General features: G+C 71.7%; 18 protein-coding genes. 5 read left to right on the top strand and 13 right to left on the bottom strand.

Going from position 1 to position 23,443, the window contains the following annotated elements:
• Positions 1 to 59: 59 nt before the first annotated feature.
• The 4 genes from mgt to SMIR_RS07005 form a co-directional block, all read right to left on the bottom strand.
• Complete coding sequence (gene mgt / locus SMIR_RS06990; RefSeq protein WP_168496764.1) at positions 60 to 1,259, bottom strand: macrolide-inactivating glycosyltransferase; 1,200 nt, start codon at positions 1,257 to 1,259, stop codon at positions 60 to 62.
• Positions 1,260 to 1,396: 137 nt separating this feature from the next.
• Positions 1,397 to 2,656 (bottom strand): ABC transporter substrate-binding protein, encoded by a 1,260-nt coding sequence (locus SMIR_RS06995; RefSeq protein WP_248003723.1) that lies wholly within the window; start codon positions 2,654 to 2,656, stop codon positions 1,397 to 1,399.
• A gap of 89 nt (positions 2,657 to 2,745) precedes the next feature.
• Positions 2,746 to 3,579, bottom strand: coding sequence for a carbohydrate ABC transporter permease (locus tag SMIR_RS07000; RefSeq protein WP_168496762.1), 834 nt, complete (start codon positions 3,577 to 3,579; stop codon positions 2,746 to 2,748).
• The gene (locus SMIR_RS07005; RefSeq protein WP_168496760.1) at positions 3,576 to 4,511 is read right to left on the bottom strand and encodes a carbohydrate ABC transporter permease; all 936 of its coding nucleotides are present in this window, start codon (positions 4,509 to 4,511) and stop codon (positions 3,576 to 3,578) included. The genes SMIR_RS07000 and SMIR_RS07005 overlap by 4 nt, the downstream gene beginning before the upstream one ends.
• A 215-nt stretch (positions 4,512 to 4,726) precedes the next feature.
• On the opposite strand from SMIR_RS07005, the gene SMIR_RS07010 reads away from it, so the two are divergent.
• Complete coding sequence (locus SMIR_RS07010; RefSeq protein WP_212726763.1) at positions 4,727 to 5,590, top strand: phosphotransferase; 864 nt, start codon at positions 4,727 to 4,729, stop codon at positions 5,588 to 5,590.
• Between the two features lie 90 nt (positions 5,591 to 5,680).
• Here SMIR_RS07010 and SMIR_RS07015 read toward each other — a convergent pair whose 3' ends face one another.
• The 4 genes from SMIR_RS07015 to SMIR_RS07030 form a co-directional block, all read right to left on the bottom strand.
• On the bottom strand, positions 5,681 to 6,403 hold the full coding sequence (locus SMIR_RS07015) for a 3'-5' exonuclease (RefSeq protein ID WP_168496758.1): 723 nt from the start codon (positions 6,401 to 6,403) through the stop codon (positions 5,681 to 5,683).
• 130 nt (positions 6,404 to 6,533) lie between these two features.
• Entirely contained in the window at positions 6,534 to 7,772 is a 1,239-nt protein-coding gene (locus SMIR_RS07020) for a DUF5919 domain-containing protein (RefSeq protein ID WP_212726764.1), read from the bottom strand.
• Positions 7,773 to 7,886: 114 nt separating this feature from the next.
• Positions 7,887 to 9,206, bottom strand: coding sequence for a copper amine oxidase (locus tag SMIR_RS07025; protein WP_168496754.1), 1,320 nt, complete (start codon positions 9,204 to 9,206; stop codon positions 7,887 to 7,889).
• A 95-nt stretch (positions 9,207 to 9,301) separates the two neighbouring features.
• Entirely contained in the window at positions 9,302 to 10,117 is an 816-nt protein-coding gene (locus SMIR_RS07030; protein ID WP_168496752.1) for a Tat pathway signal sequence domain protein, read from the bottom strand.
• A gap of 178 nt (positions 10,118 to 10,295) precedes the next feature.
• On the opposite strand from SMIR_RS07030, the gene glgX reads away from it, so the two are divergent.
• Both glgX and treY read left to right on the top strand, forming a co-directional pair.
• The gene (gene glgX, locus SMIR_RS07035) at positions 10,296 to 12,404 is read left to right on the top strand and encodes a glycogen debranching protein GlgX (protein WP_168496750.1); all 2,109 of its coding nucleotides are present in this window, start codon (positions 10,296 to 10,298) and stop codon (positions 12,402 to 12,404) included.
• A gap of 60 nt (positions 12,405 to 12,464) precedes the next feature.
• The gene (treY, locus tag SMIR_RS07040) at positions 12,465 to 14,870 is read left to right on the top strand and encodes a malto-oligosyltrehalose synthase (RefSeq protein ID WP_212726765.1); all 2,406 of its coding nucleotides are present in this window, start codon (positions 12,465 to 12,467) and stop codon (positions 14,868 to 14,870) included.
• Here the strand turns inward: treY and SMIR_RS07045 are convergent.
• A complete protein-coding gene (locus SMIR_RS07045) occupies positions 14,830 to 16,044 on the bottom strand; it encodes a cytochrome P450 (protein ID WP_249938392.1) in 1,215 nt (404 codons plus the stop codon). The two genes, treY and SMIR_RS07045, sit on opposite strands and share 41 nt — an antisense overlap.
• Before the next feature lie 506 nt (positions 16,045 to 16,550).
• Here SMIR_RS07045 and SMIR_RS07050 point away from each other — a divergent pair.
• On the top strand, positions 16,551 to 17,801 hold the full coding sequence (locus SMIR_RS07050) for a M14 family zinc carboxypeptidase (RefSeq protein WP_168496748.1): 1,251 nt from the start codon (positions 16,551 to 16,553) through the stop codon (positions 17,799 to 17,801).
• A gap of 157 nt (positions 17,802 to 17,958) precedes the next feature.
• Here the strand turns inward: SMIR_RS07050 and SMIR_RS07055 are convergent, their stop codons facing one another.
• From SMIR_RS07055 to SMIR_RS07065, 3 genes are all read right to left on the bottom strand, one after another.
• Positions 17,959 to 18,375, bottom strand: coding sequence for an SSI family serine proteinase inhibitor (locus tag SMIR_RS07055; RefSeq protein WP_168496746.1), 417 nt, complete (start codon positions 18,373 to 18,375; stop codon positions 17,959 to 17,961).
• Positions 18,372 to 19,739, bottom strand: coding sequence for a M14 family zinc carboxypeptidase (locus SMIR_RS07060; RefSeq protein ID WP_212726766.1), 1,368 nt, complete (start codon positions 19,737 to 19,739; stop codon positions 18,372 to 18,374). The genes SMIR_RS07055 and SMIR_RS07060 overlap by 4 nt, the downstream gene beginning before the upstream one ends.
• 150 nt (positions 19,740 to 19,889) lie before the next feature.
• Positions 19,890 to 20,441, bottom strand: coding sequence for an FHA domain-containing protein (locus SMIR_RS07065; RefSeq protein ID WP_067375856.1), 552 nt, complete (start codon positions 20,439 to 20,441; stop codon positions 19,890 to 19,892).
• 255 nt (positions 20,442 to 20,696) lie between these two features.
• Here SMIR_RS07065 and treZ point away from each other — a divergent pair, with 255 nt between their 5' ends.
• A complete protein-coding gene (gene treZ / locus SMIR_RS07070; RefSeq protein ID WP_212726767.1) occupies positions 20,697 to 22,442 on the top strand; it encodes a malto-oligosyltrehalose trehalohydrolase in 1,746 nt (581 codons plus the stop codon).
• A 13-nt stretch (positions 22,443 to 22,455) separates the two neighbouring features.
• Here the strand turns inward: treZ and SMIR_RS07075 are convergent, their stop codons facing one another.
• Entirely contained in the window at positions 22,456 to 23,385 is a 930-nt protein-coding gene (locus tag SMIR_RS07075) for an aminoglycoside phosphotransferase family protein (RefSeq protein WP_212726768.1), read from the bottom strand.
• Positions 23,386 to 23,443: the final 58 nt, after the last annotated feature.

The raw sequence follows: 23,443 nt of genomic DNA on the forward strand, positions 1-23,443 counted from the left end.
CGTCCTGCTCACGCGCCCGACTTGCCTACGGGCCCCTCTTGCCTACGGGCCCATCGTGCCTACGCTCCCGTCGGCAGCTCGGCCTCGATGAGGTCGGCCGCCCGTCGGGTGCCGCCCTCTCCCGCCATCTCCTCGCGGATCACCGCCAGGCGGCGCGCCACCTCGGAATCCCCTACCAGGGCGAGGACGGCCTCCCGCAGGCTCTCGGCCGTGGCCTCCGTCATCGGCAGGTGGCGGGCCACGCCCAGCGCCTGGAGCATGTCGGCGTTGCCGAACTGGTCGACGGCCTGCGGTACGGCGACCATCGGGGTGCCGGTGGCGAGCCCTTCCTGGCTGCCGCCCGCACCGGCGTGCGTGATGAACGCGTCGGCCTGCCGGAGGATCGCGAGCTGGGGCACCCACGGGTGGACCTCCACGTTGCCGGGTACCTCCCCCAGCTCCGCTGGGTCGACGAAGCGGCCGATCTGCAGCACGACGTGCCAGCCCGGCAGCCCGCCGAAGGCCTCGACGCACGCGCGGTAGAAGGCGGGCTGCTTGGTGAAGCTGGAGCCGAGCGACACGAGGAGCACCTTCTCGGCGTCGGCGGGCCGCCGCCAGTCCCCCTGCGCGGCACGGTCGCCCTGACAGGCGCCGACGAAGGTGTACCGCTTCTCGTCGACGCGGTCGGCGTTCGGTTGGAGGGTCTTGGGGATGAGGACGAGGCACCGGTCGGGGCGGCCCATGAAGTCCTCGACGCTCAGGTCCATGCCGTTCTCCGCGATCCAGCGCGCGAAGGTGTCGTAGAACGCCTTGCCGCGCGGGGTCCGCTTGAGCGGCTCGAACAGCGGCTTGCCGACCTCTTCGTCATACCCCTCCCAGGCGACGAGGTTCGGGGAGAGCTGCACGATCGGGACGCCCCAGCGATGGGCGAGCGCCCGGGCCGGGTACGCGGTGATGTCGTACAGCACAAGGTCCGGTTCGTCACCCTCGTAGGCCGCCGCGAGTTGCGGCTCGGCCTGCAGCGCGTCGGTCAGGAACGGTTCGATGTTGTCGATCAGCTCGGTCCCCCATGCCTCCGGGTCGTCGTCCGTGGGCAGGGTCGAGTGCCACAGCCTCGGCTCGGCCCCCGTCTCGGCGACCTTCACGGCGAAGGCGGACGGAATCGCGTACGTCACGCGGTGACCGCGCGCCACGAGCTCGCGGATCACCTCGATGCTCGGGTTCACGTGCCCATGGGCGGCGATGGAGAACATGGCGATGTGGGCGGGGCGGATGGTCATGCGACGACCCTAGGCGAGACGAGACGTCTCGTCCAACCTATTTCCGTTCGCGACAGCGGCCACCGCCGTTCCGTTCACGACGGCGGCCACCGCCGCCTCGGTACCGGCCCTGACCACTCGCCCCTGGCCCCGCCCAGTCACCTCTGGTAGCGGGCCAGCACCAGGTTCCCGTCCTTCACCAGCCGCCTTCTCAGCTCGGCGAGCCCGATCGCCCCGCTGTAGTACTCCTGGAACGCGGGGGTCGCCACCTTGTCCTTCCACTCGGGATAGCCGCGCACGGACTGGGCGGGGGCCGGGCGGAGGTGGGCGGCGAGGGCGGCGCCGGTCGCCCAGCCGTCCTTGGCGGTGTGCAGGGCGGGGTCCTTGAGTGCCTCGGTCCCGGTGGGCAGCATCCAGTCGCCGAGGGCGAGGCGGACCATGTTCTGCGGCCGGAGCAGGAAGTCGATGAACGCGGCGGCCTCCTTCTTGTGCGGGCTGTCGGCGGCGATGGACAGGGTCTGCGGGCTGACGCCCTGGGTGAGCCCGTCCGCGCCGGCCGGGGCGGGCAGCACCTGCCAGTCGAAGCCCTTCGGCGCCTGCTGCGCGATCTGCTGGCGGTAGGAGAACCCGAGCGGCACCATCGCGTACTTCCCGCCGAAGAAGCCGGGCAGTGTGTCGGAGCCGCCCATGCCGAGCGTGGCGCCGGCGGCGCTCCGGTCCGTGTTCACCTCGTCGTGCACGGTCCTCGGCACCACCGCGTCGGCCGCGTCGAAGCGGACGGTCACCTTGCCGTCGGCGCCCCGTTGGAACAGCTGTCCGCCGTTGGAGAGGGAAAGGTTGAGCGTCGCCGAGACGGGTTCCTTCAGCGGCCAGGCGACGCCGTACCTGCCCTTGCCGCTCAGCCGCTTCGCGATCACCCGGAACTCGTCCCAGGTCCAGGGCCGTTCGGGCGTGGGAATGCGGACGCCGGACGCCTTCAGCCATCCGGCGTTGGCGATCAGCACCCGCGGCTCCTGGAGGAAGGGCACTCCATAGACCCCGTCGCCGAAAGTCGCGGTATCCCAACTGTGCTGCGGGATCTCGGACTTGAGCCGCGCTGGCAGCAGCGTGCGCAGATCGGCGAGATAGCCGCCGTAGGCGAAGTCCGCGAGGTCGTCCGAGGCGTCGTGGATGATGTCCGGCGCCTCACCGCCCTCGAAGGAGGTGAGCAGCTGGTCATGGACGCTGTCCCAACTGCCCTGGACATACTCGACCTTGACGCCCGGATGAGTGGCGTTCCACTCCTTCACCAGCGCCTTGTTCGCGGCGACGGACTCCTGCTGCCAGGCCAGGGACTGGAAGCGCAGGGTGATCCGGCCGTCCCGCGATCCGCTGCCGCCGCCGGAGCAGCCGGCGACCAGCAGGAACAGCAGCCCCATGACCAGCGCGACGCATCCTCGCGCGCGCGCCGGCTTCTCGCGCACGAGCCTCCCGTCCATCGGCTTCCCGCGCATCGGCTTCCCGCGCATCAGCTCTTCACCGCCCCGGCGAGCACGCCGCCCGTGATCCGTTTCTGGATGATCGCGAAGACGACCAGGGACGGCAGGGTCGCGAGGGTCGCCGCCGCGGCGAGCGGGCCGAGGTCCGCGACCCCCTCCGCCCCGATGAAGTGGGTGAGGACGACCGGGAGGGTCTGTTTCTCCGGGGTCTTGAGCAGCACGAGCGCGAAGAAGAACTCGTTCCACGCGCTGATGAACGCGAACAGCGCCGTCGCCACGATGCCGGGTGCGAGCAGCGGAGCGGTGACGGAGACGAGCGTCCGTACCCTTCCCGCCCCGTCGACCGCCGCGGCCTCCTCCAGCTCGGCGGGCACCGCCCGTACGTACCCCACCAGCATCCACAGCGCGAACGGCAGCGCCCACACCACGTACACCATGATCAGCCCGGTCAGTGAGTCGATCAGCCGCAGGTTCTTCAGGACCAGGAACAGCGGGATGATCACGAGCACGAACGGGAACGCCTGGCTGACCACGACCCATCCCGTGGCGGCCTTCGCGAGCAGGGTGCGGTGGCGCGCCATGACGTAGGCCATGGGGGTCGCGATCAGTACGGCGACGACGGCCGCGCCGAGGGCCGCGAGCAGGGAGTTGAGCGCGGCGCGCAGCAGCGGCTGCTCGTCGAAGGCCTGGCGGAAGTTGGCGAGGGTGGGGCTCCGGGGGATCCAGGTGGGGTGGAGACTGGCCAGCTCGCGGGCCGGCTTGAACGCGGTGGAGATCAGCCACAGGAAGGGGAAGGCCAGGAAGACGAGATAGGCGAGCAGGGCGAGGTACTGGCCCGCGCGGGCCCCTTTGCGGGTCTTCACACGTCCTCGTCTCCCTTCAGCCGGCCTGCCAGCCGGATCGCGAGCAGCACCGAGATCACCGCGACCATCACGCACCCCATGGCCGCCGCGTAGCCGAACTGCCCGTAGCGGAAGGCCTCTTCGTAGGCGAAGAGCATGGGGAGCCGGGTCCGGCCCCCGGGTCCGCCGTTGGTCAGCACATAGACCAGGGCGAAGGAATTGAAGTTCCAGATGAAGTTCAGCGCGGTGATGGCGAGGGCGACCGGTCTCAGGGCGGGCCAGGTGACGGTCAGGAAGCGGCGCCAGGCACCCGCGCCGTCCATCGCGGCCGCCTCGTGGAGCTCGCGCGGGGTGTTCTGCAGCCCTGCCAGCAGCGCGACCGTGGTCTGCGGCATGCCCGCCCAGACGCCGACGACGATCACCGCGGGCAGGGCGGTGCCGAGACCGCTCAGCCAGTCGTGGCCGTCGCCGAGGCCGAGGTCGCGCAGGGTCTCGTCGAGGATGCCCGCGTCGGGGTTGTAGACGAGCCGCCACATGATGCCGACGACGACCTCGGGCATGGCCCAGGGAATGATCGCGAGGGCGCGCGCGAGCGGACGGAAGCGGAGGTCCTGGTCGAGGAGAAGCGCGAGGCCCAGGGCGAGGAGGAACTGCGGCACGGTCACCCCGACCGCCCACAGCAGTCCGATCCGGAACGAGTCCCAGAACAGGGTGTCGTGCAGCAGGTCCTGGAAGTTGAGCGCCCCGATCCACCGTGTGGGCGCGGTCCGGCCCGACTGCGCGTCGGTGAACGCCAGCCCGATCCCGTAAAGCAGCGGTCCGACGCTGAGCACCAGGATCGGGATCAGCGCGGGCAGCACCAGGAACCAGGCCCCGTGGTCGACGGGGCGCCGACTCCCGCCCGCATCGGGCGTGCGCGTCGCCGGCCGCCTGGTCGCGCTCGCCAATGTCATGGAATCGGCTCCTTCGCGCGACTCGTGGCGGTCTGGCCGCCCCGGCGGCCCCCGTCATGGTCCTGAGGGAGATGGAGGTCGTCAAGACACCTCGCACGCGGTCCGACCTGTGCGAATGCGACACTGGCCGACGGATGGCGGGAACGTGACGCCTTACCCGAAGGTCGTACGCGAGGGGCGTACACGGGCTGTGCGCGAGGACACGGAGGCGAAGGATGGACGAGGCACGGGCGCGGGACGTACTGGCCGCGGCGGAGGTGCTGCCCGGGCAGGCGCGGGACGCGACGCTCCTCGCCCTGGGCGAGAACGCGGTGTTGGCCGCCGGTGACCTGGTGGTCAAGGTGGGACGCGATGCCGAGCTCCTCGACCGCGCCCGGCGGGAACTGGACATCGCGGCCTGGCTCGCCAAGGCGGGCGTCCCCGCGGTGCGGGCGGCCGAGGCAGAGGCTCTGCTGGTGGACGGTCACCCGGTGACGGTGTGGCAGCGGCTGCCCGATCCCGTACGCCCCGCCGAACCACGGGATTTGGCCGAACTGCTACGGGTGGTGCACGCGCTTCCCTCCCCCTCCTTCCCCCTGCCGCCCCGCGAGCTGCTGGGCGGGGTGGAACGCTGGCTGCGGCTCGCGGGCGAGGCGATCGACCCGGTGGACGCGGCGTACCTGCGGGCGCGGCGCGACGGCTTCGCGGACGCCGCGGCCGCGCTCACCCCGCACCTGGCACCGGGTCCGATCCACGGCGACGCGCTGCCCCGCAATGTGCACGTGGGTCCCGACGGCCCGGTCCTGGTCGACCTGGAGACCTTCTCCGCCGATCTGCGCGAGCACGACCTGGTGGTCATGGCGCTCTCCCGCGACCGCTACGGACTGCCCGCCGAGGCATACGACTCCTTCACCGAGGTCTACGGCTGGGATGTGCGCGCGTGGGAGGGCTGCTCCGTACTCCGGGGTGCCCGCGAGACCGCCAGCTGCGCCTGGGTCGCCCAGCACGCGCCGAGCAACCCTGAGGCCCTGGCCGAGTTCGAGCGACGGGTGGCGTCACTGCGGGACGGGGACGAGACCGTGCGCTGGTACCCGTTCTGACCCTTGCCGGCTGCCCCTTTCCGGGCTCCCCTGGCAGCGCGGGCCGGTCCGGCGCCGGTCGGATCAGACCTTCTGGTCCGCCAGGTCGGATCAGACCTTCTGGTCCGCCAGGTCCCTCATCGGCCATGTCCCGTCGACCACCGCGTCCGTCTCTCCCTTGCGGCGCAGGAAGCTCTGGAAGTCGGCCGCCCACTCGGCGTACCACTCGATCTGGCGGCGGTGCAGCTCCGCTGGGCCGAGGGCCGCGACCTTCGGGTGGCGGTCGGCTATCGCACGGGCGAGCCGGGCCGCGGCGAGGGCGTCGGCCGAGGCGTCATGGGCGGAGTCCAGCGACACGCCGTATTCGGTGCAGACGGCTTCGAGGTTGCGCTTGCCGCGGCGGTAGCGGTCGACGGAGCGGTCGATCGCGTACGGGTCGACGACCGGTGCGGGGTCGGTCCCGCCGAGCCGCTCGCGCAGCGACGGCAGCCCGTACCTGCGCAGTTCGGCGGAGAGCAGGGTCAGGTCGAAGGCAGCGTTGTACGCCACGACCGGGATGCCGCTCTTCCAGTACCCGGTGAGGACGCCGGCGATCGCGTCGGCGACCTGGTCGGCGGGGCTGCCCTCCGCGGCCGCCCGCTCGTTCGAAATCCCGTGCACCGCCACCGCGTCCGCCGGAATCTCCACGCCCGGATCGGCCAGCCACTCACGGCGCCCTATCGGCTCTCCGTCCTTGACCTCGATCACGGCACCCGTGACGATGCGCGCCTCGCGCGGATCGGTCCCGGTCGTCTCCAGGTCGAAGCCGATCAGCAGCTCCCGGTGCCAGCCCATGGGCGGCCCCCCTTCTTCGTGGTGCTTTCCCCCAGTGGTCTCCACGATCGCACGAGCCACTGACAGTCCGAGGACCGCGTTCCGCTTCCCACGCCGGACACCACGTCACGGCCCCGTTCGGGGCGACACTTCAGGACACCGGCCGCGAATCCGCCCAAGCCACCTCGAACTCCTCGCGATATGTGGGGAAAAGGCCCTCTTCGCCGATCTCGTCCGGTTTGACCACCTGGCCGCCGCCGCGCAGCACCAGCACCGGTGCCTCCATACCGCGGGCGCGGCGCAGATACGACTGCACGATCGCGATGCCGTCGGAGCCGTCCCCGTCGACGAGGTACGCCGTGAAGCGCGGCGTCTCGTCGTACACCTGGATCTCGAACGCGCCGGGGTCGCGCAGCCGGGCCCGCACCCGCCGCATGTGCAGAATGTTCATCTCCACAGACCGGCTCAACTCGCCCCGCTTAAGGCCGAGTTCGCGCTCGCGCCGCTTGACGGCGCTGGACGCCGGGTTCAGGAAGAGCAGCCGCACCCGGCAGCCCGACTCGGCGAGGCGTACGAGCCGCCGCCCGGAGAAGTTCTGCACCAGCAGGTTCAGACCGATGCCGATGGCGTCGAGGCGGCGGGCGCCGCCGAAGAGGTCCTCGGCCGGGAACTGGCGCAGCAGCCGCACCCGGTCGGAGTGCACGCCGACCACGTCCGCGTACCGGTCGCCGACCAGGTCCTCGACGGCGTCGACGGGCAGCCGGCGCGCGGAGGGCACGTCGCTGCCGGCGCCGAGGATCTCCAGGAGCTTCGCCGCGGCGCGCTCGGCCTGCCCGAGGACCGCCTCGGACAGGGCCCGGTTGCGGGAGACCACGTTCCGGGTGACTTCCAGTTCGTCCAGCGCGAGTTCGACGTCCCGGCGCTCGTCGAAGTAGGGCTCGAAGCACGGCCAGTGCTGCACCATGAGCTCGCGCAGCTGCGGCAGGGTGAGGAAGCTGAGCACATTGTCGTCGGCAGGGTCGAGCAAGTAGCCCTTTCGGCGGCTGACTTCGCGTACGGCGACCGCGCGCTGCACCCACTCCTGCCCGGCGGGTCCGGCGGCGGCGACCACCCATTCGTCGCCGTGGACGGGTTCATAGATGGGACGCAGAACAGCGGCCACGACCGCGCGCAGCCGCTGTTCGACCAGGTTCAGCCAGATGTAGGCACGGCCGGCTCGCTGGGCGCGCGTACGCACCTCACGCCAGGCGTCGACGCCCCAGTCCAGTTCCGGTCCAATGGATCCCATCTCCATCGGCCGCGCCAGGGACACCGCGCCGGGTGGGACATCTGTGGAGTTCCCCTCGTGACCCTCGTCACCAGGAGGCAACTCCAGCCCTCCCGAGCCCACCCGCGCACCGCCTTCCGCTCCCCCGAGCTCTTCCGTGGGGTCAGCCCCACTCAACGATCAAGGAAGGGTACTCCGGGAGCGGCGGGCGGTGCAGCCCGATGGACAGGTCGTTTCTCAACTACCGTTTTCCACATGCCCGTTCTGGTTGGCGAGCTCCGGCGGAGTGAGCGGATTCATAGCGGTGACATCACGCGGGGCCAGGGAGAACCCCTGCCAGTGGACCGGCATGGGCTGCTGGTCCTCGTCACGCGCTATGTGGTGGAAGCCCACGTTGACCCACACGATGGGGTGGGTGAGCGTCTGTCCGTTGACGTACTTGTCGACGGACTTGCCCGCTCCGGCACCGCAGTTGAGCAGGTTGTTGGTGGCGAACTGCTCGCACTGCTTGTACTCGGTGAAGTACACGTCGTGCTTGGTGAAGGGGCGGCCGAGGTACTTGGTGGTGGCGCCCGGGACGATCTCGTAACTGCGGGCGTGGTCGTCCTTGTTCTTGCCGGTGTCGCTGACGACACGCCACCAGCGCATGTTCTTGGCGTCGCCCGCGAGTTCCTTGGTGATCTTGGTGCGGGTGGTCTTGTTGGTCGGGCCCTCGTTGCCGTTGCGGGGCGGGCTGACCACGGAGTCGTACTGCTCGACCTTGTTCTTGGAGGAGCCGTCGAGGCCGAAGTCCAGCCGCCAGAAGACGTTGTGGCTGTGGCTGGTGGCGTAGGCCTTGGCGCCCTTGCCGATGGGCCAGCCACGGCCGTCGCCCGCGTCGTAGTCGCCGGGCGAGAGGCTGCCGGTGGCGCCGATGTTCATGTTGATGGTGCCGTCGTCCTGGAAGCGCCACTCGGTGATGTACTCGTACCAGCCGACCTTGTTGACGGTGTAGATCAGCAGGTCCTTGCCCTGGGTCTGGTAGACCTTGTTGCCCGTGTCGGCCTCCATGCGGTAGGCGTGGCCGCGCGAACGGGTGGTGGTGCACAGGCCGTTGACGTTCGGGTGCTGGGGGTCCCAGGCGTTGGGGATCTTCACGGTCTTGATGGTGCCGCCGGGACACTCGCCGGGCGCCATCTTCATCAGGCCCTGGCCGAAGCCGGCGCCCGTGAGGTCGTCGTACTCGGCCTTGCCGTCGTCGTAGGGGACGTGGATCTGGCCGAGCTTGGCACTGGTGAGGACCTTGATCGGCTGGGCCTCGCCCTTGGGCTGGTACGAGATGTTCTCCAGGACGAGCCCGGCCTCGCTCTCGTAGTGCCAGCACATGCGCCAGGTGGTGCCGGTGGAGAGCTTCTGCTCGATCTTGTACGCCGTGCTGCAGCCGGGGGCCGCCGCGGGCGCGGCCTTGGGCTGGGCGACGGCCGGACCCGCGGCCGTCGTCGCGCCGACGGCGAGTGCGGCCACCGAGAGGCCGACCGCCGTACGGCTGCGGGCACGGCTGATTCTGTTCACGCGCATGACGAAGAGACTCCTTGCGAAAGCGTGCGGAAGAAGGAGGTGCGTTGGGAAGTGAACGGAGGCGGCTCAGCCGCCCGGAGCGCGTCGGTCGCGGCTCAGCCGAGCTTGCCGACCTTGCGGGCGCTCAGGTCGATCACCAGTTCACGGGCATCGATCCAGGACCCGTTCTTGACCTTCGGGAACAGTCTCACGCAGCGGTGCTCGCCGCACTTCGCGAGAAGGGCGGGCTGGGCGCCCGAGGTCGCCCGGTAGACCATGCTGTTCAGCGTCAGCTGGTCGGGCGAGGTGAGTTCCTTGCCGGTGGCGTCCTTGTAGTCGGCTCGCAGGCCCGCGCCGAGCGGGTCAGCGATCAGCAGTTTCGCGGCTTCGACCATCTCGTCGCGACTGATGGGCGGCTGGACACCGTGCTGGGTGTCCGTCCGCTCGACCTTCCCGCTGTCGAGGTTGACCGTCTTGGTGACGAGCGAGTCGTCCTTGTAGTCGTAGAACGTGACGTCCGCGCGGCGCGGCGCGTTCGGGTCGTCGAGTTCGTTCTCCTCCGGGTCGGCGAGGTCGACACCGATGCGCTGCGGGCCGCGCTGCCCCTCGACGTTCTCGCCGGAGGTCGACAACTGCCGGTTCAGCGCGATCTGTTCGACCCGCTTGGTCTCGTCGTCGGTCAGCGGATCACGGCCGGTGCCCTTGTCGCCCTCGGCCGGGGCCCCCTCGACGACACCGGGCTCGACGGCCGCCTGCCCCTGGTCCTGTCCCCCCTGCTGCGCGGCCTGGTTGCCGCCACGCAGGCCCCCCGAGCTCTCATCGGCCCCCGCCGAGCCCGGAAGGGTGACTCCGACCATCACGGCCGTCCCGGCCACCGCGATGGCCGCACCCGCCACCACCTTTCCCAGATGGCGGTGCACTATCTTGCGCACATTTCCCCCTACTCCCTCTGTTTCTCCAGGAGTGATCTGAGCCCCACTGGTTCGGCATACGACGTATGCCTGGTCAGCGGGTAAGAGGGACATAAGTCATATGAGGTTCCCTCACTTTCGGGGAGACTCGACTCCGAGTTGCCCCCAGGGGCGCGGCACTACTGGAAGAGTCATATCCATGCAGGTCTGGCCTGGAGAGGCATATCCACTCGGTGCCACGTACGACGGCGCCGGTACCAATTTCGCGGTCTTCTCGGAGGCCGCCGACCGGATCGAGCTGTGTCTGCTGCAGGACGACGGCTCGGAGACGGCGGTGGAACTGCGCGAGAGCGACGCGTTCGTACGGCACGCGTATCTGCCGGGGATCATGCCCGGGCAGCGGTACGGGTTCCGGGTGCACGGGCGGTACGCACCCGAGCGCGGACAGCGCGTCAACTCCGCGAAACTGCTGCTCGATCCGTACGCGCGTGCGATCAGCGGCTCGGTCAAGTGGGGCGAGGAGGTGTACAGCTATCCGTTCGGGGCGCCCGACAAGCGCAACGACCTGGACTCGGCGCCGCACACCATGACCTCGGTCGTGGTCAACCCGTACTTCGACTGGGGCGACGACCGGCGCCCGCGCACCGAGTACCACCACACGGTGATCTACGAGGCCCATGTGAAGGGCCTGACGATGCAGCATCCGGCGCTGCCCGAGGAACTGCGCGGCACCTACGCGGCGCTCGCCCACCCGGCGATCATCGAACACCTGACGGAGCTGGGTGTCACGACGCTGGAGCTGATGCCCGTACACCAGTTCGTGAACGACCACCGGCTGGTGGAGATGGGCCTTGACAACTACTGGGGCTACAACACGATCGGCTTCTTCGCCCCGCACAACACCTACGCGTCCTGGGGCGACCGCGGCCAGCAGGTCCTGGAGTTCAAGTCGGCGGTCCGGGCACTGCACGAGGCCGGGATCGAGGTCATCCTGGACGTGGTCTACAACCACACCGCCGAGGGCAACCATCTGGGCCCGACGCTGTCCTTCAGGGGCCTCGACAACGCCTCGTACTACCGCCTCGCGGACGACCCCCGCTACTACATGGACACCACGGGGACCGGCAACTCGCTCCTCATGCGCTCCCCGCACGTGCTCCAGCTGATCATGGACTCGCTGCGCTACTGGGTCACCGAGATGCACGTCGACGGCTTCCGCTTCGACCTCGCGGCCACGCTGGCCCGCCAGTTCCACGAGGTGGACCGGCTGTCGTCGTTCTTCGACCTGGTGCAGCAGGATCCGGTGGTCTCCCAGGTGAAGCTGATCGCCGAGCCCTGGGACGTCGGCGAGGGCGGCTACCAGGTGGGCAACTTCCCGCCGCTGTGGACCGAGTGGAACGGCAAGTACCGCGACACCGTAAGGGACCTGTGGCGCGGCGAGCCGCGCACGCTGGCGGAGTTCGCCTCCCGTCTGACCGGCTCCTCCGACCTCTACCAGGACGACGGTCGCCGTCCGCTCGCCTCCATCAACTTCGTCACCTGCCACGACGGGTTCACGCTGAACGACCTCGTCTCCTACAACAACAAGCACAACCAGGCCAACGGCGAGGACAACCGCGACGGCGAGAGCCACAACCGGTCCTGGAACTGCGGCGCCGAGGGCGACACCGACGACGAGGCCGTACTCGCGCTGCGGGCCCGTCAGAGGCGCAACTTCATCGCGACGCTGATGCTCTCCCAGGGCGTGCCGATGCTCAGCCACGGCGACGAGTTCGCGCGCACCCAGAACGGCAACAACAACGCCTACTGCCAGGACAGCGAGCTGGCCTGGGTGCCGTGGCCCGAGGACGGCGGCGAGCTGCTGGACTTCACGCGCGCGATGGTGTGGCTGCGCCGCGACCACCCGGTCTTCCGGCGGCGCCGGTTCTTCCACGGCCGTCCCGTCCAGGGCACCCACGACGAACTGTCCGACATCGCCTGGTTCACCCCGGCGGGCACCGAGATGACCCAGCGCGACTGGGGGTCCACGCAGGCGCAGGCGCTGTCGGTCTTCCTCAACGGCAACGCGATCTCCGAACCCGGCCCGCGCGGTGAGCACATCGCCGACGACTCCTTCCTGTTGATGTTCAACGCCTCGCCCAAGCCCCTGGAGTTCGTGGTTCCCGTCAACCACGGGCGGCAGTGGCAGGTGGTCGTCGACACGGCCCTCCCGGACGGGGTGGCGGCGGGCACGGGTGCGAAGGTCCAGGCCGGTGACCGGCTGACCCTGCTCGACCGGAGTCTGACCGTGCTGCAACGGCCCGCGTAGCCGGTCATTCGGGCGTACGTCGATGACACGAAAGAGGGCGAGGCGGGTACGTAGGTTTCCATGACACCTGAGCGTCCCGAACGGGAGATCCCGGCCCCGGTGGTACCCGCCGCACCCACCGCCACCTACCGGCTGCAACTGCAGCCGGAGTTCCCCTTCGGGGCCGCCGAGGCCGCCGTGCCGTACCTGGCCTCGCTCGGCGTCTCCCATCTGCACCTGTCCCCCGTCCTGGAGTCGGTCCCCGGCTCGACGCACGGCTACGACGTGGTGGACCACGCGCGTGTACGGGGTGAACTGGGCGGCGAGGACGGGCTGCGCTCCCTCGCCCGCACGGCACGGGCGCACGGGCTCGGCCTGGTCGTGGACATCGTGCCGAACCACATGGCGATGGCCCCGCGCCACAACCACGCCCTGTGGGAGGTGCTGCGCGAGGGCCCCGAGTCGCCGTACGCGCGCTGGTTCGACGTCGACTGGGACGCCGGGGACGGCCGGCTGCTGCTGCCGGTGCTCGGGGGCCGGCTCGGCTCGGAAATCGGCCACCTGAAGGTGGACGGCGACGTACTGCGCTACCACGACCACGTGTTTCCGCTGCGCGAGGGCACCGCGGGGCTGCCGCTGCCGGAGCTCCTCGACGCGCAGTGGTACCGCCCGGCCTGGTGGCGGCTGGCCCGCACCGACCTCAACTACCGCCGCTTCTTCAGCATTTCGGAACTCATCGGAGTGCGGGTCGAGGACCCGGAGGTGTTCACGGCGACCCACGCGAAGCTCCTGGAGCTGCTGGACGAGGGCGTGGTCGAGGGACTGCGCATCGACCATCCGGACGGCCTGGCGAACCCGGACGCCTATCTGCGCCGCCTCCACGAGGCGACCGGCGGGCGCTGGACGGTGGTCGAGAAGATCCTCGCGGACGGCGAGCCGCTGCCCGCCGCCTGGCCCGTGGCGGGCACCACGGGCTACGACGCCCTGCGGCACGTCGACGGCCTCTTCACGGACCCGGCGGGCGCGGGGGAACTCCTCGGCCAGTACCGGCGGTTCGCGGCCCCTCAGGCCGACCGGGGTGGCCGCTGGGAGGCGACGGTGCGCCGGGCGGCCTACAAGGTGATCACGCACGAGCTGGCGACGGAGTTCGACCGCCTCACGCGCGTGGCGAGCGGGCTGTGCGCCGCCTCTCCCGACCCGGAACCGCGCGATCACGCCCCCTGGGCCCTGGGCACCGCGCTGCGGGAGCTCCTGGTGCGCGTCGAGGTGTACCGGCCGTATCCGTCCACGGACGCCTCCCTGGTCGTGACGGAGGAGGCCGCCGAAGAGGCCCGGGCGGTCTTCACGGTGCCAGAGGAGGCGCACGCCGTGGACGTCGTACGGGACCTGCTGCTCGGGCGGGCCGGTGACGGGCCCGCGCACGCGGAGTTCCGGGCCCGGTTCGCGCAGACCTCGTCGGCGCTGCGGGCGAAGTCCGTGGAGGACACCGCGTTCTACCGCTATGTGCCCCTGTTGTCGGCCAACGAGGTGGGCGGGAACCCGGGCGCTCCGGCCGTCTCCCCGGAGGACTTCCACGCCTACTGCGCGCGTGTGCAGCGCGACTGGCCCGCCACCGGCACCGCCCTGTCGACGCACGACACCAAACGCAGCGCCGACGTCCGCGCCGCCCTCTCGGTGCTCACCCAGTGCCCCGAGCGATGGGCGGACGTGCTGGCCGAGGTGACCCGCGAGGGGGCGACGGGCGTACCCGACCCCCAGCTCGCGTGGGCCGCGTGGCAGACGGTGTTCGGGCTGGGTCCGGCCGACGCGGAACGCGTTCAGGGGGCACTGCTCAAACACGTCCGGGAGGCCGGGCTGCACACCTCCTGGACCGAGCAGAAGCCCGCGTACGAGGAGTCGGTGGCGTCCTTCGTCGCGGCGGGCCCCTGCGGACCGCCCGGGCGGCGCGTGGCGGACTTCCGGGCCTCGCTCGCCCCGCACGTCCGGGCGAACGTCCTGGGGGCCGCTCTGGTCCAGCTGACGATGCCCGGGGTACCCGACGTCTACCAGGGCACCGAGGGCGAGTACCTGGCGCTGGTGGACCCCGACAACCGCGAGCCGTTCACGCCCCTGGAGCAGACGTCGGCGAAGACCGCGCTCACCACGGCGGCGCTGCGGCTGCGCGGGCGGCGCCCCGAGGTCTTCGGTGACGCGGCGACGTACGTGCCGCTGCCGGCGGAGGGGCCGGGCGCCGCGCACTGCACGGCGTTCGTCCGCTCCGGGGAGGTGATTTCCGCCGTCACCCGGCTTTCGCTGCGCCTGGCGGAGGCGGGCGGCTGGCGCGACACCCGGCTCGCGCTCCCGGAGGGGCGGTGGGCGGACGTGCTCGCCCCGGAGCGGGAGTTCACGGGGCACACACGTGTGGCGGAGCTTTTCGAGCGGTTGCCGGTGGTCCTCCTGGAGCGGGTCAGCGCAGGCGGACCAGCAGGCTCCGGGGAGAGCGGCTGATCAGGCCGTCCGCGACGGGGTGGAAGCCCGGGGACCTGCGCAGCTCCGGGAGGGCGGCGAGCAGGGCGTGCAGGCCGTGTTCCGCGGTGAGCCGGGCGAGCAGCGCGCCGGGGCAGAAGTGCCGTCCGGAGCCGTACGCGAGCTGCCCGGGGTCGGGCCGGAAGACGTCGTAGCGGTCCGGGTCGGCGAACCGGGCCGGGTCACGGCCCGCGGCGCCCAGCAGACACGCCACAGTGGCGCCCACGGGTACCGCGCCGACCGGCTCGACGGCCCGGCGCAGCACGATGTGCAGCGGGGGATCGCGGCGCAGCGACTCGGCCCAGGCCCCGGCCGTCAGCTCGGGCCGGGCGCGGACCACCGCCAGTTGGCCGGGGTGGTCGAGGAGGTTGGCGAGGAACGACGCCAGCGCGTGCGCGGTCGCCTCGCCGCCCGCGCCGAGGAGCGTTCCGGCGATCCCCGCCACCGCCTCGTCGGACAGCGGGCGCCCGTCCGCCCGCGCCGTGCACAGCGCGGAGAGCAGATCGCCGCCCGGGTGGGCGCGCCGACGGGCGATGTACGGGAGCAGGAAGGCGTCGAGCTCGGGGTGGTGGCCGCCGAGGTGGTCGAGGCCCGTGCGGCACCAGGAGTGCACGCGCGCGGTGTCCTCGTACGGCAGCCCGAGCGCGGCGACGGCCGCCGCGGTGGGCAGCCAGTGGCAGAACTCGGCGACGAGGTCGGCCTCCTGGCGGTCGGCGAGGCGGCGGGCGAGGACGTACGCCGTCCGCTCGACCCCGGCGGTCAGCGCGGTCAGGGCGTGTCCGCGGAACGCCGGTGAGACGAGCGCCCGGTGCGCACTGTGCGTGCCGCCCTCCAGGTGGGCCAGGGTGCGTCCGGGCGGCGGGGCGACGAGCCGTGGGTCGGCGAGGGCGGCGCGCACATCGGCGTACCGGCTGACCAGCCACGCGCCGAACGGCCGGTCGTACACGAGCGGGAACTTCCTGCGCAGGGTGCGGTACAGGGGGTACGGGTCGCGTTCGATGCCGGGGGTGAGCAGGCTCGGTGGGTCGGGCAGCCGTCGTACGACGGGCGGTCGTGTCGATGTCGCGAGCGGCGTGGTCGGAGCGGCCTGAGCGACCCGAGCGGCCTGAGCGGTGGCCGCCACCGGAGCGACGGGCGCGACCGGAGCAATGGGCACGACCGGAGCGACGGGCCCGATCGAAGCGCCTTCGACGGGAAGGCCATGAGAACACAACACCGCGGGCCTCCCACCTCGGGTCTGCGCGCCGGGGAGCGGCACGTGGTTGTTCCCAGCGGACCACCGAGGCCCCCGGACCGCAGTCCTCGTACGCCCGAACGGGTGATCCCGGGGCTCGCCGGCTCGTCTCAGGCCCAGGCGGCTTCACCGCGCGCCGGAGCTTCGTCCCGGGACCGGCTCACGACCGCGCACGCTCCAGGGCTCGCATCGGACGGACGGTGTGCGGGGCGGGCGACGACGCGCGGGCCGCGCCGGGACTCCTGAGGTCGGCCCCGGCCCTCGGGCGGGGACGAGCGGCGCCGCGTACGCCTCATCCGACGCTGCCCGCCCGTCCTGGCGGAGATCAACGCCACCTGGAGCCGCGGAGCGCCGCCCCGCCTTCTCCTTGACAGTTCCCCCAGACCGTGGAGTACTGCGGAAAGCGACGCAGGGCGGACAAGTCGGGGGTGAGTCTCCTGCCGGAGTTGCGCTACCCCAGTGTGACCGAAATCGTCTCGTCCGCTCGGACGTTGGCGGCCCACCGTCCCGGGCTGTGCGCCCTCAGACAGATCGGCGTCTCGCGCGCGGGCAGACCCCTCCATCTGCTGTCCGTCGGTCACGCCGAACGCGCGGTCCTCGTCGTGGCGGGCGCCCACGCGAACGAGCCGACCGGCGGTTCGACGCTCCAGTCCTTGGCCGAACGTGTACTGCACGAGCGGGAGTTGCGGGCCGACACCTCCTGGCACTTCCTCCTCTGTGCGGACCCGGACGGCGCGAGCCTCCATGTGACACCGGCCCCGCGCACCCTGTTCGACTACCACCTCGGGTTCTTCCGTCCGGCCGGCCCCGAACAGCCCGAGTGGTCGCCCTCCGTCCTGCCTCCCGACCGGCTGCCCCCGGAGACCCGCGCCCTCACCCGGGTCATCGACGAGCTGCGGCCCTACCTCCAGGTGACCCTGCACGGCACCGATCTCGGCGGCAGCTGGGTGCAGCTGACCAAGGACATCCCGGGCCTCGCCGAACCCTTCGCCAAATCCGCGGCGGAACTGCACATCCCCGTGGAGACGGGCGCCTCGGACGCCGCCGGCTGGCCCGCTTCCGGACCCGGGGTGCATGTGATGCCGGCGCCGGGCTCGGACGCGGCGTACCCGAGCATGCCCGACGACGCCCGGCACAGCACCTGGTACCACACCCACCGGTACGGCGGCCTGACCGCGGTCGTCGAGGTGCCGATGTGGGCCAGCGACCTCGTGGACGACCCAGCGCCGCATCCCGCACCGGACGCGGCGATGCGACGCCTGGCACACCGGCTGCTGCGCGACGCGCTCCAGGTGCAGGACGTACTCACGGAGGTCCTGCCGAGGCTCCCCGGCCCCGACGGGCCCCTCCTGCGCGCCGCGAAGTGGGCGCTGGAGTTGGTGCCGGGTCTGGCCCACGACTGGGTGCGGACGCCTCCCCCCGACCCGACGATGGCCTACGTCGGCAGTGTCGACGCGTTCGGGCGCCGACTCCCTTTGCGGGCCGCCGCGATGCTGCTGCGGGTCCTCCAGGAGGCCGACGACCGGGCGGCGCCACGCCTCGAACGCCTGGTCGCCGCCTGGAGCGACGCCTTCGCCGAACGGTTCCGCGCGCGCTGGGTGCCGCTGGAGAACCAGGTCGAGCACCAGTCCCGCACGGTGGTCGCGGCGGCGCGGCATGCGCGGGACGGCGCGGCTTGACGTCTGACAGACGGCAGATGACAGATAGCAGATGACAGACGGCAGAGGATGTCTGACGGATGGCAGAGGTCAGGTGTCAGGTATCAGAGAGCAGACGACAGATATCAGATGACGGATTTCAGATGACAGATTTCGTCATCTGTCATCTGACATCACCTCAGTCCGACAACGCAAACACCGCCCCCGCCTCAGCCCTCATCACACACGAGTTCGAGAATGTGTGCGAGTACGTCACCTGCCGCCCCTCCCACTCCCCGCGCGCGGAGGCGGTGACCGGGCCGTAGATCATCGAGCAGATGGTGTCGGGCCTGGACGGGATCCGGGAGATGTCACCCCCGGCGGTGGCGAGTTCGGCGCAGGCCTCGGCCGCGTGGGCGTGCCCCTGGGGCGGGTCGCAGAGCAGGAGCGTGCCGCGGGTGCTGCTGGAGTGGGCGTCGCCGGTGGTGAGGGTGAGGTAGAGCCAGTTGCCGGGGAGCGCCTCGTGGGGCGCCGCCTGGGCCGGGATCGCGCCCAGGGTGAGCAGGGCGACGGTCGCGAGGAGAGCGTTGCCTACCGCGTGGATGTTTCTCGTCATTCCCGGTGCATCGGCAGCGCGGCCTGCGAACCCCACCCCGCCTCACCCGAATGCGAGCGCACGGGCGCGTACCGCCCGGCGAGTTCGAACGCGGCGATCACCACGCGTGCCTGGTACTCGACCTGGCGGGCGACCGGGATCCAGCGCGCCCCGCAGCCCTCGCGGTAGTCGGCGCACCATGCATCGATCAGCCGGTCGAGCTCCGGCAGCGCCCCGCTCGGGTCGCGCCCGGAGCCGGTCACGAGCTGGTGCAGCAGCCCGGCCGTGCGCAGGGCGACTCGGCGTCCGGCGAGGCGCAGGGCGGTCAGGCGGGCGGTGTCGAGCGGCGGCAGGGGACGCGCCCCGGCGTCGTGCACATCGGGGTCCCAGGAGTCGGCGAGGCCGGGCCCGACGAGTAAATAGTCGTCGACGGGTGCGAGGAGGCAGGCCGCGTCCGGGGAGGTGCCGAGGCCGGGGCGGATCCGCCCGAGGATGCCTTCCAGGAGCCGTGTGTCGTGGCGCAGCGTGTGGCTGACGAAGCGCAGCACGGCGTCGGCGTCGGCGGGCCGGGTGGCGTCCTCCACGGCCGCCACGCCCCACATGGGGGCCTCGACGACGGCGGTGACGGTGCCGTAGCGGTGCGGGTGGAACCAGGTGGACTCGACGGCGGCCTCGGTGATGGCGGCGGCCAGGTCGCCGGGGTGCGGCGGCGGGATGCGGTAGACGGCGGGGCCGAGCCGCGGCCAGTACAGGGTGTCGTAGGGGCCGAGTTCGCGCGGGATGCCGAGGCGGGCCGCGGTGTGGGCGACGCGCTGGGCGAGTCCGGGCAGCTCGCGGGTCAGTTCGACGAAGGCGCCGCCGACGTCGACGCCGTGCAGGGAGCACTGGAAGACCGGCCGCAGTTCGTCCTGGAGGTCGAGGAGGGCGCGGGTCTCGGGGAGGGTGGCACCGGCCGCGCCCTCGGGCAGCCACTCGGGCTGTTCGAGGAAGCCGGGACGGAAGAAGTTCCGGAAGTAGTGGCCGAGGGTGTACGGGCCGGACAGCCAGGCCTCGTTGCGGCGGGCGCCGTCGGGGTCGAGACAGAGCAGCAGGTTCCAGGTGGCGTCGGCGCCCTCGCAGAGCCGGGGGTCGGCGAGCGCCCGCTCGGCCAGGCGCAGGGCCGTGGCGCCGCCCACGGGTTCGTTGGCGTGGGGTCCGGCGACGACGAGGGCCTGGCGGCCGCCGTGCCCGACGGACAGCAGCCACAGCGGGGTGCCCGCCCGTGACGTGCCCACTCGGCGCAGTCGGGCGTCGCGCGGCCGGCGGGCGACGAGCGCGGCCGCACGGGCGCCCAGCTCGTCCACGGTCGGGTAGCGGAGGAGTGGCGGCAGGGCACACCTCCACAAATATGGTGCCGTCGATTCACCTGATGTGCATGGTGTACGCACAGTCAGTCACGGCTGTGGAGGTACGTCAACACCGTCGAACGTAAGGGAATTTGGGGAAATCACTGAGTGAAACAGGGGCCACGGCTCACACGGGCGCGGGTCGGTCGCTCAGGAGGACGAAAGACGGAAGGACATGCGTCCGAAGCTGATCTGGTCGCCCTCCTTGACGACGGCGGCACTGATCACCCGCCGTCCGTTGACGGTCGTCCCGTTGGTCGAGCCGAGGTCGCGCAGCACCCACAGGCCGCCCTGGCGGCTCAGTTCGGCGTGGACGCGGGAGACCGTCTCGTGGTTGAGCCGCAGTCCGCTCGCGGGGTCGCGGCCGATCCGCAGGGGGTAGTTGTTGCCCGGGTGGGGCAGCAGCAGCTTGGGGAGACGCTCGGCCTGCCAGGCCCTGCGCAGCCGTACGGTGAAGCCGGAGACCGCTTCGACGGTGCCGAACACCAGCTTCGACCAGCGTCCCTCGGTGGGCAGGTCGGCGATGAGCACGGCGAGTTCGTCGGAGCGGCGGGCGGCGAGCGCCAGTTCCATCCGGCGGACGAACGTGTCGTGCGAGAGGCGCCCGAGGGCGACGCCGTCACTGAGCGCCTTCAGCGCCCGGTCGCGCTCCGCGTCGGACAGCCGCGCGGGGTACGTGTGGAACTCGAAAGACGACGTCACGGAGGTGATTGTCGGTCAGTAGGAGCGGGGTGTCCAGAAGACCCGGAAAAGGCCGCCGCCGCCCACAGGTGGGTTCCACGCGTCCATCACGTGGCAAACACGCGGCAAAAGGGTGGATTCGAAAGCGAATTGATCTCGCGTGAAGCACCATGGACGTGCTACGTCACGACATGTTGTGCCACTCACGTCGCGCTCTGTCACGGAGAGCCGACGACAGGCAACGGGCAACGGAGAGCGGACAAGGGGGAACCGTCTGTGCGGTTCGAGGTGTGGGCACCGGATGCCGACCGGATGACGCTCCACTGCGCGGGCGCCACGCGCGCGCTGGAGCGCGATCCGGAGCGCGCCGGATGGTGGACGGGCGACGCGGACGCGCAGGACGGCACGCGGTACGGGTTCGCGGTGGACGACGGCCCCGCGCTGCCCGATCCCCGTTCGCGGCGGCAGCCGGACGGCCCGGACGGACTGAGCGCGGTGGTCGACCAGGCCCGGTACGCGTGGCGCACCGAGTGGGCGGGGCGCCCGCTGCCGGGCGCGGTCCTCTACGAGCTGCACGTGGGGACGTACACCTCCGCGGGAACGCTCGACGCGGCGGCCGGGCGGCTCGAACACCTCGCGGAACTGGGCGTCACCCACGTCGAGTTGATGCCGCTGTGTCCGTTCCCCGGGCGGCACGGCTGGGGGTACGAGGGGGTCTCCCTGTGGGCCGTGCACGAGCCGTACGGCGACCCGGAGGCGCTGAAGCGCTTTGTCGACCGGGCACACGAACTCGGCCTGGGTGTGGTCCTCGACGTCGTGCACAACCACCTCGGCCCGTCCGGCAACCACCTCCCCGCGTTCGGGCCGTACTTCACGGACACCCATCAGACGCCCTGGGGCTCCGCGGTGAACCTGGACGCACCGGGTTCGGACGAAGTGCGCGCGTATCTCGTCGACAGCGCCCTGGCCTGGCTGCGGGACTTCCGGCTGGACGGGCTGCGCCTGGACGCGGTGCACGCGTTGCGGGACACCCGCGCGGTGCACTTCCTGGAGGAGCTGTCGACGGCCGTGGACGCCCTCGCCGACGATCTGGACCGGCCGCTGTTCCTGATCGCGGAGTCGGATCTGAACGACCCGCGGCTCGTCACCGCGCGCGCGGAGGGCGGTCTCGGGCTGCACGCGCAGTGGAACGACGACTTCCACCACGCGCTGCACACCGCGCTGACCGGTGAGGGGCAGGCCTACTACGCGGACTTCGCGCGGTCCCCGTTCGCGGCGCTCGCGAAGACACTGACGTCCGGCTTCTTCCACGACGGTACGTACTCGAGCTTCCGCGGCCGCCGCCACGGCCGCCCCCTGGAGCGTACGCGCGTCTCGGCGCACCGGTTGCTCGGCTACTCCCAGACCCACGACCAGATCGGCAACCGCGCCCAGGGGGACCGGCTGTCGGCGTCCCTCTCCCCCGGGCTGCTGGCCTGCGCGGCCGCGCTGACGCTCACCGGGCCCTTCACCCCGATGCTGTTCATGGGCGAGGAGTGGGCGGCCGGCACCCCTTGGCAGTTCTTCACCGACCACACCGATCCCGAGCTCGCTCAAGCCGTACAGCGGGGCAGGCGGAGGGAGTTCGCGGCGCACGGCTGGGCCGAGGAGGACATCCCCGACCCGCAGGACCCGGCGACCCGCGACCGCTCCTGCCTCGACTGGTCGGAGCCCGAGAAGGCACTCCACGCGCGTGTGCTGGCCTGGTACCGCGACCTGATCGCCCTGCGCCACCGTCAGCCCGACCTCGCGGACCCCGATCTCGCCGCCGTCAAGGTCGCCTACGACGACCAGGCCCGCTGGCTGGCCCTGCGGCGCGGGGACGTACGGGTGGCGGTGAACCTCGGCAAGGAGGCCGCCGCGATCCCGCTGGGGCTGCGCCACGCGCGCGTGCTGGCCGCGTGGGAACCGGTCGAGGCGCCGGACGCGGACGGGTTGTTGAGCGTGCCCGGCGAGTCGTGTGTGGTGCTGACGCAGGCGTGAGCGCCGGGCGGGCTCAGCCGTCGCCCGGCAGGTCCGTGACCCGTTCGAGGAGGATCGGCTCCCAGGCGCGGCCCAGTTGGGTCCGCAGCAGCGGGAGCGGGCCCTCGCCGCGGCTCCTCAGGCGCTCGGCGAGGCGGATCACCGTGTCGCAGCGGGACAGCCACAGGCCGCGCAGACAGGGTCGGGCCCCGTAGCCGGCGAGGGTGGCGGCGCGTACGGCGGCGGGGGCGCCGACGGCGATCGCGAGCCCGGCGATGTCCTCGGCGGGGTCCCCGAGGACCGCGTCGGTCCAGTCGAGGACGCCGCGCACCCGCCCGTCGGCGCTCACCACCAGGTGTTCGCCCTTGAGGCCGTGGTGGACGAGGACGGCGGCCGCAGTCTGCGCGGCCAGTTGGCCGGCGGCGGGCCGAGTGAGCTGGGCGAGGCGTCCGGGGTCGAACTCGTCGGCGGCGGCGAGCCGCTCGGCGGCCCGCTCCGCGGCCGTGCGCAGCTCCTCCAGGGAACGGGGCGCGGCCTGTGGCACCCCGAGCGCCTCGGCCTGCCGTACGGGCACCTCGCGCAGCCCTGTCAGCAGTCCTGCGAGGTCCGCCTCCCCGACCGGGGAGACATCCTGTGCCTCGCCGGAGCGGCCGGGCAGCCGGGTGTCCAGGGTGTAGGCCAGCCCGCCCGCCCAGTCGCCGTGCGCGACGCTGGTCGGCACCGCGACCCCGACCAGCGGGCGGACCAGGTCGCGCAGTCGCAGCTCGCGGCGTCGGCGCACGGCGGTCTCGTGGTCCGGGGCGAGCCGCAGCACATGGCGGGTGCCGACCCACCAGGTGGTGTGCTCAGCGCCCTCGGTGACGGGCCGGACGTCGGGGCCCGCGCCCGCCGCCTCGCTGCCGGCGAGCAGTGAACGGGCCAGTCGGCGGACGGTGTCCGCGGTCGGTGTCGGTGCCTGGGTCATGGTCGCGCCGTTGCCGTCGGGGGCCTTGGGCTGCCGGGAGGCCCTGGGGAGTACTCCT

It is taken from the genome of Streptomyces mirabilis, from assembly GCF_018310535.1.
Taxonomy (GTDB): Bacteria; Actinomycetota; Actinomycetes; order Streptomycetales; family Streptomycetaceae; genus Streptomyces.